Below are 14,082 nucleotides of genomic sequence, written 5' to 3'. Positions count from 1 at the left end.
ATTGGTCAGCTCCGGGTCGCGGTGGCCGATTTGGCGGCGGCTTCTATCTCTTCGATGAAGCTCGCGGCAAGGGCGTCGGCCTCCTCTTGCGTCGAGGCTTCGGTGTAAATACGGACAATCGGCTCGGTGTTCGAGGGGCGAAGGTGCGCCCAGCCATTCTCGAAGTCGAGCTTGAGACCGTCGAGCCGGTTGCACTCCGCTTCGGGATGGTTTGCCGCCACCGTGTCGAAAATTTTGCCGAGCGCCTCTTTGGTCAGCGCGGCCAGCTCCACCTTCTTTTTCGACATGAAGTAGTCGGGGAAGGTTTTGCGGAATCCCGAAAGCGTACCGCCTGTCTCGGATTTCCATTCGGCGAAGGCCTGGAGGAAGAGCGCGATGCCCGCGAGCGCGTCGCGCCCGTAGTGCAGCTCCGGCAGAATGACGCCGCCGTTGCCCTCGCCGCCGATGACTGCGTTTTGCTCTTTCATCACCTCGGTCACGTTGGCCTCGCCGACCTTGGCGCTGAAGCACTCCACCTGGTGCTTGCGGGCGATGTCCCGCAGGGCGCGGCTGCTGGAGAGGTTGTTGACCACCGGCCCTTTGTGGTGTTTGAGATAGAAATCGGCGCAGGCTACCAGCGTATATTCTTCGCCGAAGAGCGTGCCGTCCTGGCACACCAGCGCCAGACGGTCAACGTCGGGATCGACGATGATGCCGAACTCGCAGCTCTCGCGGGCGACAATCTCCATCGTCCGGCGGAGATTGTGCTCGACCGGCTCCGGGTTGCGCGGAAAGATGCCCGTGCCCTCGCAGGCGAGCGTTTTGATCTCCGAAATGCCAAGCTTGCGGCACAGCTCCGGCACGATGTACGAACCTGCGCCCTCGACGGCGTCGATCAGCACGCGGAAGTTCATGCTCGCGATGAGGTTGAGGTCGAGGCAGGAGAGCTTCAGGATGCGCCCGATATGCACCGCGTCCCACGATCCGTTTGCCGTCAACGAGCCGATGCCATCCCAGCGGGCGAAGTCGAACGTTTTTTTGTCGGCGATGTCGAGCAGCTCCTCTACGTCCAACGCGGTGAGGAATTCGCCCTTTTCGTTGAGCATCTTCAGGGCGTTCCACTCGACGGGGTTGTGCGAAGCGGTAACGATCAGGCCGCCGTCGGCACCTTCACCGGCGGTGGCGATTTCGACCGTCGGGGTGGTGGTCATGCCAACGTCCACCACATCGCAGCCAGAGAGCGAGAGGGCATTGGAGACCAACCCGGTGATGACGCCGCCGGTCGGACGGCTGTCCCTGCCGATGACGATTTTCGGTTTGGACTGCAAGCCGGGGTTTAGCGACTGTTTTCGCCTCCTGATCCAGGTGGCGAACGCCATGGTGAAGGCCGTGAGGTTTTCCGGGGTGAGGCTCTTGCCGACCACGCCGCGGATGCCGGAGACGCTAATCATCAAGCTCATTGGCAGGGAATGTTGGGTGTTCACAGGGAAATACGGTTTAGCTGCGGGAATATACAGAAAAAACAGCCGAAGCCCGACGGCTGGCCGGATGGATTCTGTCAATATTTTGTTTCGATATTTTTTAATTTTCGAGGCTGGTTTGTATATTACATGCCTTTTGTTGCGGAAACCGCACATTCTTAACAAGTTATTATAACAGCACAAGGTTATGCCTCTACACAAATCAGCCGAAAAAAGACTCAGACAGGCAGCGCGCAGGAATGAACGGAACCGTGCCCGTAAAAAAGAACTCAAGGGCGTTTTGAAGAACATGCAGAAGCTGATCGATGCCAACGCCCAGAAGAGCGAAGTCGAGGCGGCATACCGCGCAGCCGTGCAGAAGCTCGACAGACTTGGCGTCAAGCGTTACATTCACGCCAACAAGGCGTCGCGCAAGAAAGCCCAGTTGACGAAGGCGCTCAACAACTACACGCCGACTGCCGGCTGAGCATCTGGCTTCCGCAAGCGTACCGCGAGCGGGCAGTGCTCCATATTCAGATCATACCCGGTCAGTATCCGGCGCCTTGACGGCGCTCTCTGATTGCAAGCCGGGTATCGTCCATCCCATTCATCATGTTCGCATTTTTGAGAGGTGAGCTGGTAACGGCCTCCCGCGAGGAGGCGGTTGTCGAGGTATCCGGCATCGGCTACCTGCTGCACATCTCGTCCGCCGCGAGCCGCCGATTGCCCCCGGAGGGGAGCCAGGTGCGTCTCTTCACCCACCATTACGTCCGCGAGGATGGCCAGCAGCTTTTCGGTTTTCTCGACGAGGGGGAGCTTCAGCTTTTCCGGCTGTTGCTCACCATCAGTGGCGTGGGGCCGAAGCTGGCGATGGCCGTGCTTTCGGGCCTCAGCGTGGGTGAAGTTCAGGAGGCGATCGTCGCGAACCGTCCGGAAACGCTCTACGGCATCACCGGCGTGGGCAAGAAAACCGCGGCCCGCATCATCCTCGAACTCCGGGACAAGATTCTCAAAATCCAGCCGGCGGCGAGCGGCAAAACGGCGGGCGAGCCTCACGCCATCCAGTTGAACGAGGACGCCCTGTCGGCGCTCATGACCCTTGGTTTTCCCAGGCAGACCGCCCAGAAAGCGGTCTGTGCTGTTCTGGAATCATCGCCCGCGCTGTCGGTCGAGGAGCTGGTCAGGGCCGCGCTTACCGCCATTCACAACAACTCCTGAAGCTACTGTGGATTACCAGCAAGCTATCGATTTTCTCTTCCCCCTTCACCGTTTCGGTATCAAACCAGGCCTCGAGCGCATCGAGGCGTTGCTCGGTGCGCTCGGCCATCCGGAGCGAAAGCTCGGTACGATCGTGCACATTGCCGGAACCAACGGCAAGGGCACGGTCGCTTCGTGCGTGGCCTCTATTTTCAAAGCGTCGGGCCGCAAAACCGGCCTGTTCACCTCGCCGCATCTGGTCGATTTCACGGAGCGGATTCGCATCGATGGCCAGCCGATCGGCAGGCAGCGGGTCGCCGAATACTGCACGAAACTGCAAGCGGCGGTGCTCGAAACCGGCGCGACCTTTTTCGAGGCGACCACGGCGATGGCTTTCGCCTTTTTCTCGGATGAAGGGGTCGATGCCTCGGTGATCGAAACCGGCATGGGTGGACGGCTCGACGCGACCAATGTCGTGCAATCCGACGTGGTCATTATTCCCAGCATCGGCATGGATCACACTGAGTGGCTTGGCGAGAGCATCCCGGAAATCGCTGCCGAGAAGGCGGCGATCATCAAGCCGGGGTCGCGGGTGTTCACTGCCGTGCCCGAATCGGGAGAGGCGTTCGAGGCGATAGAACAGGCTGCACGGAAGGCGGGCGCGGAGCTGCACCAGTTCGAGCGGGAGGCGGCGTGCACCGTGGAGGAGGTCCGTCCGGGAGCGCTCGAACTCCGGATCGCCCTCGACGGCTCCGAGCCGCGGCAGATTCAGGCTTCGCTGACCGGCTCGTTTCATGCGCCGAACGTGTGCCTTGCCGTCATGGCTGCCCGTTCGGAGGGCATTTCGTGGGAAGAGATCGGCGACGGGCTTGCGCAGCTTGGCGCTTCGGGCTACCGGGCGCGGCTGGAACGGATTGCGGACAGACCGGCAGTGATGCTCGATGTTTCGCACAATCCGGAAGGGATGCGGAAAACCGTCCAGGCGCTGCTGGAGATACGGGACCATTTTCGGTTTCTCTACCTGATTATCGGCGTCGCCGCCGACAAGGATGCCGTCGGAATCGTCCGGCAGATCGCGCCAGTCGCCGACGAAATCGTCGCCGTGGAGCTGCCGACGGAGCGGAGCCTTCCGGCGGCGGAGCTGGAGCGGTTGTGCGCGGAGGCGGGGGCGCAACACATCAGCTCGCGCCGGACGGTTGCCGAAGCGCTGGCATTTCTCGACGAGCGCGTCGAACCCGAAGACATGATCCTCGTGACCGGCTCGTTCTATCTTGCCGGAGAGGTGGCGGCGATGGAGCGGTTCGGCTCAACCGGAGAGGCATGATTAATCTGTTTTTATATAAAAAATTTTATATTCATCATAACCTCTGAGATTCTCCAGTCAGGGCCGAAGCCTTCCGCTGGCGGTTCTCTGGTAAATACCGGTTTCATTACATACCATCTTACCTCATACGGCTTCTTTTCTCATTTTCATGTCGTTTCCTACAGGATCGAAGGTGTCATTCACCATATCCGGCGATGATCGACGATGATCTCGTTGTTTCTCCTCAGTGATTACGCATGAGGCAGTTCTTTTACTGCATACTTAACCATTAAGCGTTGACCAATCAACAATGTCGAACAATTCGGTATCCAAAGGTCTGGACATCAATGCACTCCAGAAGAAAAAGGTTTATGAACTCAATGCCATAGCCAAAGAGCTGGGCGTGATTACCGCCGGCTTTCGGAAGGAGGAGCTGATCTACAAGATCATCGAAGCACAGTCCCTGAAAAATCCTGATCCGGAAAGCGGGCAGGTGATGGTCAATACCGGCGTGTTGCAGGTCATTCCCGAAGGATACGGTTTCCTCCGCTCATCGAACTACAACTACCTCTCCTCTCCCGACGACATCTACGTTTCTCCCTCCCAAATCAAGCGCTTCAATATGCGCACGGGCGACACGGTTTCGGGACAGGTTCGGGCGCCCAAAGAGGGGGAGCGCTTTTTCGCTCTGCTGAAGATCAACACCATCAATGGCAAGGATCCCGAAGTGACCCGCGAGCGCCCCTACTTCGAGAACCTGACGCCGCTGTTTCCGACCCAGCGCCTCAAGCTCGAAACCCGGCAGAACGAATACTCCGGGCGCATCATGGATATTTTCACCCCTATCGGCAAGGGTCAGCGTGGACTGATCGTCGCGCAGCCGAAGACCGGTAAAACCATTCTGCTCCAGATGATAGCCAACGCCATCATCAAGAACCACCCGGAGGTCTATCTGATCGTGCTGCTCATCGACGAGCGTCCGGAGGAGGTGACCGACATGGCTCGCAGCGTGGAGGCCGAGGTGGTCAGCTCGACTTTCGACGAAGATCCGGAACGCCACGTGCAGGTGGCCGACATGGTGCTCGAAAAGGCCAAGCGACTGGTCGAGGTGGGGCGCGATGTGGTGATTCTGCTCGACTCGATCACCCGCCTTGCGCGCGCGCACAACACCATCATTCCTCACTCCGGCAAGATTCTCTCCGGCGGTATCGACGCCAACGCCCTCACCAAGCCGAAGCGCTTCTTCGGCGCGGCCCGAAACATCGAGGAGGGGGGGAGCCTCACCATCATCGCCACGGCGCTGGTCGATACCGGCTCGCGCATGGATGACGTGATCTTTGAAGAGTTCAAGGGCACCGGCAACATGGAACTCATGCTCGACCGCCGTCTTTCCGAGCGCAGAATTTTCCCGGCCATCGATATCCTCCGCTCCGGCACCCGCAAGGAGGAGCTGCTTTTCAGCCGCGAGGAGCTGTCGCGCACCTGGCTGCTTCGCAAGTACCTGGGCGACAAGAACCCCATCGAGTGCATGGAGTTCATGCGCGAAAAGATCGTCGAGACCAAGGACAACAAAGAGTTCTTCAAGTACATGAACGGATAAGCCGACCGATGAAATCAAGCCCGGAGTTGTCACGGGGGAAAAACTGTTCTCTGGTATTTTTTTGTTTGGTGAAATGGGGTCGATGCCCTATATTACTTGCCTTCTAAAACAAAGGAAAGAATTTACTATTCATGCCCTGCGGAAAAAAAAGAAAACGCCATAAAATGGCCGTACACAAACGCAAGAAAATGCGCCGTAAGAACAGGCACAAGAAGCGTTTGAGGTACCAGAACAAGTAAGCCCGTATCGTGGCTGGATCTTGGTTGAGAATATAGCTCAGTTGGTAGAGCAACTGCCTTTTAAGCAGTGGGTCGAAGGTTCGAGTCCTTCTATTCTCACTGGGAACAATGCAGTTTCCTGGATGACGATACAGTTTGCCCGAGTGGTGGAATTGGTAGACACACCATCTTGAGGGGGTGGCGCCGTTAGGTGTAGGAGTTCGAATCTCCTCTCGGGCACATAAGTAAAAAAGCCGCATTTCGCGGCTTTTTTCGTTGTCCTGAAATTCGGCGCCGACATTGATCCTGGCTGCCGGGATATGCTCCGGTTGATGCGCGGCATTCGCCTTGTCCCCAAGGTTCTCATCGGCAATAAATAGAGTTGCCCCTCTTTGATCGAGAAATGTTTAACAGTACTTTTCTGTTAGTGACTCACGGGATCGATCCGCTCCCGCTGAAACGATAAATGTTCCCGATATATGAACAAACTACAGGTTGATATTCTCGGATTGTCAACAAGTCCTCATACCAACGGCGCGTATGCCCTGATTCTCTACGAAGTGGAGGGGAAGCGCAAATTGCCCATTATCATTGGCGGGTTCGAGGCTCAGGCCATCGCGCTCAAGCTTGAAAACATCAAGCCGCCCCGTCCGTTCACTCACGATCTGTTCAAGCAGATTGCCGATGTCTTCGATCTTCATGTCAATGAAGTCTTTATCGATGAGCTGCATAACGAAACCTTTTACGCGAAAGTGATCTGCGAGATGAACGGTATCGTGCACGAGATCGATGCCAGACCGAGTGACGCCATCGCCATTGCGGTGCGTTTCAGCGCTCCGATTTACGTTTCGGAAGAGATCATGAACGAGGCGGGCATTGTCGAAGAGCGGCAGAAAGAGGATGAAGAGCAGGCTTCCGCCGAAGAGGCTGTCGAACAACAGGGCGCAACACCGGAACCCGCCACGGGCGAATCGGTCGCGGCGGAACTCGACCGGAAGCTCGAAGAGGCGATCAACCGTGAAGATTACGAGGAGGCAGCGCGGATTCGGGATGAGCTTTCTCGTCTCAGGGAGGGCGGCCAGGGCGAAGCGTGACACAATTCCGGTCGCTAACCTGTTTTAGTACCATAAAAAAAGCCATGACTCAATCAGTTGCAGTCATGGCTTTTTTCGTTTGCTGAACAGAGAGAGCGGTCAGTTGTTGGGCTGACCGAACGAGAAGGTGAAGTTCCAGCCCTGCGAGCCTTTGTCCGGCTCAGACGGAACGGAGTCGAAACCGTAACCGTAGTCGATGCCAATTTGCCCGATGATGGGCAAGTAGAGCCTCAGCCCGATACCGGCTGATTTCTTCAGATCGGTCAAATCGAAGGTTGAGGCATCGGCCCAGAGGTTGCCCGCCTCGGCAAAAACCAGGGCATAGATGCTGGCCGACGGGCTCAGTGTCAGCGGGTAGCGAAGTTCGGTGGTGAATTTCGAATAGATTCTGCCGCCGTAAAGATCGGTTTCACCCACGAACCGTTGACCGAGGCTGTGGTCGGGATAGCCCCTGAGCGGAATGGTCGGAAGGGAAGACATGCCGCTGCCACCCATGTAGAAGTAGTTGGTGTAGGGGATGTAGTCGTCTTCGCTGAAGGTGTCGAGGTATCCCTGCTGGGCCGAGATGTTGACGACCAAATCGCGCGATACCGGGAAGTACCAGCTTGTCGTTCCGATCAGCTTGTAGAAATTGATCGTTCCGGGCAGCACACCGCCGGCCAACTGAGCGGTGAAGACGTTCTTGCTTCCATGCCGCGGATAGATCGGATTGTCGATGCTGTTGCGGCTGATCGTCTGGGTGATCGAGAACTCTTCGGCCTCTTCGGGAGCGCCCGCCTCGTCGAGGAAGCTGACGAAGCCGCCTTTGGTATGCAGGTAGCCCAGGCGCCAACTGATCGCGAAATAGTCATCCGGCCAGGTGAGCCTTCTGCCGATGGTGATGTTGGCGCCGTACTGGTTAATTGTTCTCGTTGTCTCATCTACGCCGTCATCGATCAGGTCGTAGCTCTGCTTGGTTTTGAAGGCGGTGAATCCCAAAGAGGTATGGGTGCCGAATGCCCACGGGTCGCTGGCTGAGAGCGAAAGGGTCTGGTAGTTGTTTGATCCGAACTGCCATTGCAGGGCAAGCGTCTGCCCGTCGCCATGGGGCAGGGGCTTGTATGCCGACGGATTGAAGAGGTCGCTGAACGAGAAGTTGTTGAAGGTCAGGCCGAGCGAGCCGGTGCCGCCGCTCGATGCGCTGTAGCCGATGGCGGCGTTGAACGTGTCGGTCTGCCGTTCGGTGACGTTGTAGGTCAGATCGACCGTGTCGTTTTTCGCGTTCGGCTGGATGTCGGGCGTCAGGGTTTCCGGATCGAAATAGTTGAGCATGGAGAGCTCCCTGATGCTCCTGACGACATTTTTACGGCTGAATGTGTCGCCCGGAACGGTGTAGAGTTCCCGCCGGATGACGTGATCCTTCGTTTTGGTATTGCCCTTGATGTTGATGATGTTCAGCGTGTACGGCTCGCCTTCGGTGAGCGTGATGACCAGATCGACCTGGTTGGGTTGCACCACCTGTTCCTCGATCTGCGCCCTGAACGAGAGGTAGCCCCGGTCGAGGTACAGCGAGCTGACATCCGAATGATCCTGTGAAAAATTCAGCCGTTCGTTGATCTTTTTCGCGCTGTACAGATCACCCTTTTTGATGCCGAAGGTGGTGTCGAGTATCTGGGCCGTGGCGAAATCTTTCGTGTTGCCGCTCCAGGAGACGTTCCTGATGTGGTACTTCGGCCCCTCATCGACGTAAATATCGAGGATAAGCCCCTTTTTGTCATCGGTGTAGGTGATCGTGTCCTTGACGATGCGGGCATCGCGGTAGCCGTTGTCACGATAGAATTCGACCAGCAGGCCCTTGTCTTCGTCGAACTTGTCCTTGTCGAGTTTCGGCTGCCCGAAAATTTTTCGCCACCAGGAGTTCTGCGAGGTCTCCTTGAAGACGCCGCGCAGCTTGCCCTCCTTGAAGGCGCTGTTGCCGTGGAACCGGATTTTTTCGATGACCACCTTTGAGCCTTCCTGAATGGTGAAGAGCGCCTTGACCTTGTTATCGCCGACACTCTGGAGCCGGTACTCAGCGCCCGCCGTCAGATAGCCTTTCGCGGCGTACTGCTTTTCGATCCTGTTCTCGGCGTTCAGCAGCTCCTGGGTGGTGATGCGCCTGCCGGGGTTGAGATTGGCGGTTTTCAGCAGCTCTTTGGTTTTGAACTTGTGGTTGCCCTGGAACTCGACGCTTTCGAGAAGGGGAAACTCGGTGACCACGAAGGTGAGCCTGACATTGCCATCGCCCAGATCGGTCTGTTCGATCTGGATATTGCTGAAATATTGCAGGTTCCAGAGGTATTGCAGTACGCCGGGAATCTCCTGGCCGGGCACGGTTATCCGGTCGCCAGCCTTGACGGGCAGGCTTTTGAGCAGCGCGGACTCCTTGACGCTCCGGAGGCCGCTGAAGCCTATTTCCTTCACAGTGATGGTGCGCGTTTGCGGCATGGCTGCCGAAACCGCGCTGGCTGGCGGAGGCGTTGCTTTCGCTTTTGCGGAGGCGGAGGAGGGGAAGTTGATCAGGGCCAGGGCAATCAGGAGCGCTGATAGCCTGTCTGGTTGAAATGGTGTCGTTTTCATGAAATGACTGATTGATTCTGTGGTTCAGTTCGGCGTTATTCTATGCATTGGTCTTCAGTTGCTCGCTGGTTTGGCCAAACCGCCGTTCACGTTTCTGAAACTCCCGGATGGCTTCATACAGCTCGTTCCGGCGGAAATCGGGCCAAAGGGTCTTGCTGAAAAAGATTTCGGAATAGGCGCTTTGCCAGAGCATGAAGTTGCTGATGCGTGACTCACCGCTGGTTCGTATAAGCAGATCGGGATCGGGCATCGATGCGGTTGAAAGATACGAAGCGAGCAGGTTTTCATCGATGGTTTCGGGATCGAGCGAGCCCTGTTTCACCTGAAAAGCGATCTGCCGACAAGCCTGGGTGATGTCCCACTTGCCGCTATAGCTCAGCGCGATGGTCATCGCCATGCCACGGTTCGATCCGGTCATCTCCATGGTTTCGTCAAGCGTCTGGCGCACGTCATCGGGGATCATCTCCATCTCTCCGATAACCTGCAAGCGCACGTTGTTTTCGAGCAGTTTCACGGCTTCTTTTCTGAGCACCTTGATGAGCAACTTCATCAGGGCGGAAATTTCGGGTCTCGGTCTCTTCCAGTTCTCGATTGAAAAGGTGAAGAGGGTCAGATTTTCGATGCCGAGTTGCGAGGCCGCCTCGATGATGTCTCTGACCGAATCAACGCCTGCCACATGGCCCGCAATGCGTGATTTTCCCTTGAGTTGCGCCCATCGGCCGTTTCCGTCCATGATGATGCCGATGTGCCGGGGAAGCCCACCGGTTGATTTCAGTGTTTCCTGGATGCGGATATCTTCAGGATCAGATTTTGATTTGAACCACTGGGGCATGTAAGAGTAGAAAAATCCAAGAGTTGATACTGACCACAGGAGCTTGCGGCTTTACGGCGGGAGCGGTCTCTGCCGGTGATGCGAGCAATATCCATGAAATTGAATTATAGACAGTTATTTATTATTATACAAACTTCATGGCGGCGGAGCCCCCTGGACTCTTCCGGTCGGCAGCGCCCTCTACCCGCAGGAGTTGTTGTCCCGCCGCGACATGCAGATGAACGATCTTCAATTTTATAATCCAGCCAATCAAACGTGCAGTTTCATGGATATCAGGACCTCAGGTCCAGACTGCTCTCTCGTGAGCTAACCTGCGAGCAGGTAATTTCAGATTATTTACAGCGCATCGACTCCAGCCGTGACGACAATATTTTCACCGCCGTGTTTCATGAAGAGTCGATGGCTCGCGCGCGTGAACTTGACGCCAAGCTCACGCGCGGCGAAGCGCCCGGCGTGCTCTTTGGTATGCCGATCGCCATCAAGGACAACATCGCCATCAAGGGCGCGCCGCTCTCCTGCGCCTCGAAGATTCTCGCCGGTTACGAAAGCGTTTACGACGCCACGGTCATCGGGCGGATGCAGGTCGAAGATGCAGTTTTCGTGGGTCGCACCAATATGGACGAGTTCGCGATGGGCAGCTCAAACGAGAACTCCGCCATTGGCCCGGTGCCCAATCCCTACGACAAAACCCGCGTACCCGGCGGCAGCTCCGGCGGCTCGGCGGCGGCGGTTGCCAGCGACCTCTGCATGGTGGCGCTCGGTTCCGACACCGGCGGCTCGGTTCGCCAGCCCGCGGGCTTCTGCAACATCGTCGGCCTCAAGCCAACCTATGGCCGCATTTCGCGTTACGGCCTCGTGGCTTTCGCCTCTTCGTTCGACCAGATCGGCCTGCTCGCCGCCAACTGCGACGACGCGGCGCTCGTGCTTGGCGTCATCGCCGGAAAGGATGAGCACGACGCCACCTCGTCGCACCACGACGTGCCGGAGTACGATACGACGATGGATCACGTTTCTATCGAAGGGTTGCGCATCGGCGTACCGCGCGCATTTTTCCCGGAGAGTCTGAACGCCGACGTGGCCGGAGTGGTCAAGGCGGGGCTGAAAAAGCTCGAAGAGGCGGGCGCGGAGCTGGTCGAGATCGACCTTCCGGAGAGCGACTACGCCATCGCGGCGTATTACATTCTCGTGACCGCCGAAGCCTCCTCGAACCTCGCCCGGTTCGACGGCGCGCGCTACGGCTACCGCTCGCCCGACTCGCCTGACCTCACCAGCATGTACGTCAACTCGCGCACCGAGGGGTTCGGCGCGGAGGTCAAGCGCCGCATCATGCTCGGCACCTACGTGCTTTCGGCGGGCTACTACGACACCTACTACAAAAAAGCGCAGCAGGTGCGCCGGGTGTTCCAGGACAAATACCGCGAAGCGTTCGAAAAGGTCGATGTGATCTTCGGGCCGACCTCGCCCTTTCCGCCCTTCGGCATCGGCGACAAGATGGACAATCCGCTCGAAATGTACCTGGCCGACGTCTTCACCGTCCCGGCCAGCATCGTCGGGATGCCCGCCATCAGCGTACCGGTGGGCTTCGACAGCCTCGGCCTGCCGGTGGGCGTTCACCTGATCTGCAACTTTTTCGAAGAGGGCAAGATGCTCGGCATCGCCCGCCATCTCCAGACTTTGTGTCAGGCAGTTCCGTCGAACTGACGGCTTTTTTTCATCACCTCAAAAGATTATGGGATTATGAGCGTACTGGTCAATAAAGATACTCGTCTGGTCGTGCAGGGAATCACCGGCGGCGAGGGAACCTTTCACACCTCGCAGATTCTGGAGTACGGCACCAACGTTGTCGCTGGCGTCACTCCCGGCAAAGGCGGTATTCTCTATAACGGCAACGAAAAAGATCAATTCTGCCGTCCCGTGCCGGTCTTCGACACCGTGCAGGAGGCCGTGGACAAGGCCGAAGCCAACGCGACGGTGATCTTCGTGCCCGCGCCATTCGCCGCCGACGCCATCATGGAGGCCGCCGCCGCCGGGCTGAAGGTCATCATCTGCATCACCGAAGGCATTCCGGTCAACGACATGATGAAAGCCTACAGCTACGTGCAGGAAAAAGGCGCGGTCTTGGTCGGCCCGAACTGCCCCGGCGTCATCACTCCCGGCGAAGCCAAAGTCGGCATCATGCCCGGCTTCATCCACAAAAAAGGCACCATCGGCGTCGTCTCGCGCAGCGGCACCCTGACCTACGAAGCGGTGCACCAGCTCACCGAGGTTGGCCTCGGCCAGTCCACCTGCATCGGCATCGGCGGCGACCCGATCATCGGCACCCGCTTCCTCGACGCCATCAAAATGTTCGCCAAGGATGACGACACCGAAGGCCTTGTTATGATCGGCGAAATCGGAGGCACCGCCGAAGAGGAGGCTGCCGAGTACATCAAAAAGTACTTCAAGAAACCGGTCGTCGGCTTCATCGCAGGACGCACTGCCCCTCCCGGCCGCCGCATGGGCCACGCCGGCGCGATCGTTTCGGGCGGCAAAGGCACCGCCGATGAGAAGATCAAGGCGATGGAAGCCGCAGGCATCCACGTCGTCGAAAACCCTGCCGACCTCGGCATCACCATGCTCAAAGCCCTCGGCAGAGCCTGAGATCAGGACTGACACGATTCACTAAAAGGCTGCTCCGAACGCAAAACCGGAGCAGCCTTTTTTGCGTTAGGTGGCCTGGGAGCGCCGGAATTGTGTGATTTCCTGACGGAGTGGCTATATTGAGGTCATTGCTGAACTCGAAAAAAGGACAGCAACGGAAAAACCTGAACGGAGATACTTCAATGCCATCAATTTCGATGTTTTATGGTTTGATCGTTTACCTCTACTTTCAGGATAACCGGCAGCATCATGTGCCTCATATCCATGTAAGGTATCAGGCAGAAGAGGTTATTGTCTCGATTCCTGATGGAGAAATTCTTGATGGAGCCATTCCGAAATCAAAGATGAAGCTTCTGCAGGCTTGGATAGAGCTGCATCAAGACGAACTTGTGGCAGACTGGGAGCTGGCGGTATCAGGAGAACAACCATACAAAATCGATCCATTGAGGTAATGGCTATGAATCCAAGAGTGAAAAAAGTGACTCCACTGGATGGATACAAACTCCATCTTGAATTCAGTAACGGCGAAGTCGGGATATACGATTGCACGCACCTGCTTGATTTTGGTGTTTTCCAGGAATTGAAAAACGTCGATTACTTTAAAAGGGCGACGGTTATCGGCGGTACTGTCGCATGGCCAAACGAGCAGGATATTTGTCCCGATACGTTGTATCTTGATTCTGTAAAGTCAGCGAGACAAAGCGCCTGAGGTTAAAAGCAGAATAAAATTTTTAGAAAGTCTAAAGCAGCAAGCGATCAAAGTAATATCAGCATTGCCGGAAAATGTGGATATAGAAGAGATTATTTTTCATAGACCGTATGTGTTCGATAAAGTCAAAAATGGCGAAAATGCTGTCAGGGAAGGAAAGGCGATTTCAAGCGAGGATTTAAAAAAAGAAGTCGTGTCATGGTAAATCGTAGGAGCTGTGGTGGAGCATTGGCAGATACAGAAGGCGAAAAATCATTTCAGCGATCTTGTCCGCAAGGCGGAAGAGCAGGGGCCGCAAGCAATTATGCGGCATGGGAAGGATGCGGCGGTTCTGCTTTCGATGAAGGATTATCGCAATCTGATGAGAAAGCCAGAGTCTTTGACCGAATTTTTCCGTCGTTCTCCACTTCGTGGTATTGAGCTTGATCGAAGATAATTGTCGTTGTTCCGAA

At 56.6% G+C, this 14,082-nt stretch carries 13 protein-coding genes and 2 tRNA genes; 12 read left to right on the top strand and 3 right to left on the bottom strand.

Features of this window, described 5'->3' with window-relative positions; genetic code table 11:
• Positions 1-5: 5 nt before the first annotated feature.
• On the bottom strand, positions 6-1,439 hold the full coding sequence (gene glmM, locus EST62_RS02190) for a phosphoglucosamine mutase (RefSeq protein WP_129050458.1): 1,434 nt from the start codon (positions 1,437-1,439) through the stop codon (positions 6-8).
• Between the two features lie 208 nt (positions 1,440-1,647).
• Between glmM and rpsT the strand changes: the two genes are divergently transcribed.
• The 7 genes from rpsT to EST62_RS02155 all read left to right on the top strand — a co-directional run bounded on the left by rpsT (position 1,648) and on the right by EST62_RS02155 (position 6,851).
• Positions 1,648-1,926, top strand: a complete 279-nt coding sequence (rpsT, locus tag EST62_RS02185; protein ID WP_129050457.1) for a 30S ribosomal protein S20 — start codon at positions 1,648-1,650, stop codon at positions 1,924-1,926.
• Between the two features lie 125 nt (positions 1,927-2,051).
• Entirely contained in the window at positions 2,052-2,657 is a 606-nt protein-coding gene (gene ruvA / locus EST62_RS02180; protein ID WP_129050456.1) for a Holliday junction branch migration protein RuvA, read from the top strand.
• A 7-nt stretch (positions 2,658-2,664) separates the two neighbouring features.
• On the top strand, positions 2,665-3,960 hold the full coding sequence (locus EST62_RS02175; RefSeq protein WP_167599125.1) for a folylpolyglutamate synthase/dihydrofolate synthase family protein: 1,296 nt from the start codon (positions 2,665-2,667) through the stop codon (positions 3,958-3,960).
• 289 nt (positions 3,961-4,249) lie between these two features.
• Complete coding sequence (rho, locus tag EST62_RS02170; protein WP_129050455.1) at positions 4,250-5,539, top strand: transcription termination factor Rho; 1,290 nt, start codon at positions 4,250-4,252, stop codon at positions 5,537-5,539.
• A gap of 265 nt (positions 5,540-5,804) precedes the next feature.
• A tRNA-Lys gene (locus EST62_RS02165) sits at positions 5,805-5,877 on the top strand.
• Positions 5,878-5,915: 38 nt separating this feature from the next.
• Positions 5,916-5,997 (top strand) — tRNA-Leu (locus EST62_RS02160).
• Between the two features lie 239 nt (positions 5,998-6,236).
• Positions 6,237-6,851, top strand: a complete 615-nt coding sequence (locus tag EST62_RS02155; RefSeq protein ID WP_129050454.1) for a bifunctional nuclease family protein — start codon at positions 6,237-6,239, stop codon at positions 6,849-6,851.
• 99 nt (positions 6,852-6,950) lie between these two features.
• Here the strand turns inward: EST62_RS02155 and bamA are convergent, their stop codons facing one another.
• On the bottom strand, positions 6,951-9,449 hold the full coding sequence (bamA, locus tag EST62_RS02150) for an outer membrane protein assembly factor BamA (RefSeq protein WP_129050453.1): 2,499 nt from the start codon (positions 9,447-9,449) through the stop codon (positions 6,951-6,953).
• Positions 9,450-9,489: 40 nt separating this feature from the next.
• Entirely contained in the window at positions 9,490-10,281 is a 792-nt protein-coding gene (locus EST62_RS02145) for an isoprenyl transferase (protein WP_129050452.1), read from the bottom strand.
• Positions 10,282-10,536: 255 nt separating this feature from the next.
• Here EST62_RS02145 and gatA point away from each other — a divergent pair, with 255 nt between their 5' ends.
• The 5 genes from gatA (at position 10,537) to EST62_RS02115 (ending at position 14,066) form a co-directional block, all read left to right on the top strand.
• Positions 10,537-11,982, top strand: a complete 1,446-nt coding sequence (gene gatA / locus EST62_RS02140) for an Asp-tRNA(Asn)/Glu-tRNA(Gln) amidotransferase subunit GatA (RefSeq protein ID WP_129050451.1) — start codon at positions 10,537-10,539, stop codon at positions 11,980-11,982.
• Between the two features lie 36 nt (positions 11,983-12,018).
• Positions 12,019-12,921 carry a succinate--CoA ligase subunit alpha gene (sucD, locus tag EST62_RS02135; RefSeq protein WP_129050450.1) on the top strand — a complete coding sequence of 301 codons (903 nt, stop codon included), beginning with the start codon at positions 12,019-12,021 and terminating at the stop codon, positions 12,919-12,921.
• 182 nt (positions 12,922-13,103) lie between these two features.
• Positions 13,104-13,373, top strand: a complete 270-nt coding sequence (locus tag EST62_RS02130; RefSeq protein WP_129050449.1) for a DUF4160 domain-containing protein — start codon at positions 13,104-13,106, stop codon at positions 13,371-13,373.
• Positions 13,374-13,378: 5 nt separating this feature from the next.
• Positions 13,379-13,630, top strand: a complete 252-nt coding sequence (locus EST62_RS02125; RefSeq protein ID WP_129050513.1) for a DUF2442 domain-containing protein — start codon at positions 13,379-13,381, stop codon at positions 13,628-13,630.
• A gap of 220 nt (positions 13,631-13,850) precedes the next feature.
• The gene (locus EST62_RS02115) at positions 13,851-14,066 is read left to right on the top strand and encodes a type II toxin-antitoxin system Phd/YefM family antitoxin (protein ID WP_129050448.1); all 216 of its coding nucleotides are present in this window, start codon (positions 13,851-13,853) and stop codon (positions 14,064-14,066) included.
• Positions 14,067-14,082 lie beyond the last annotated feature (16 nt).

This window comes from Chlorobaculum sp. 24CR, from assembly GCF_004118635.1.
Taxonomy (GTDB): Bacteria; Bacteroidota; Chlorobiia; order Chlorobiales; family Chlorobiaceae; genus Chlorobaculum.
Note: the sequence above shows the minus strand (reverse complement) of the source record. Positions and strands in the feature narration are given on the sequence as shown.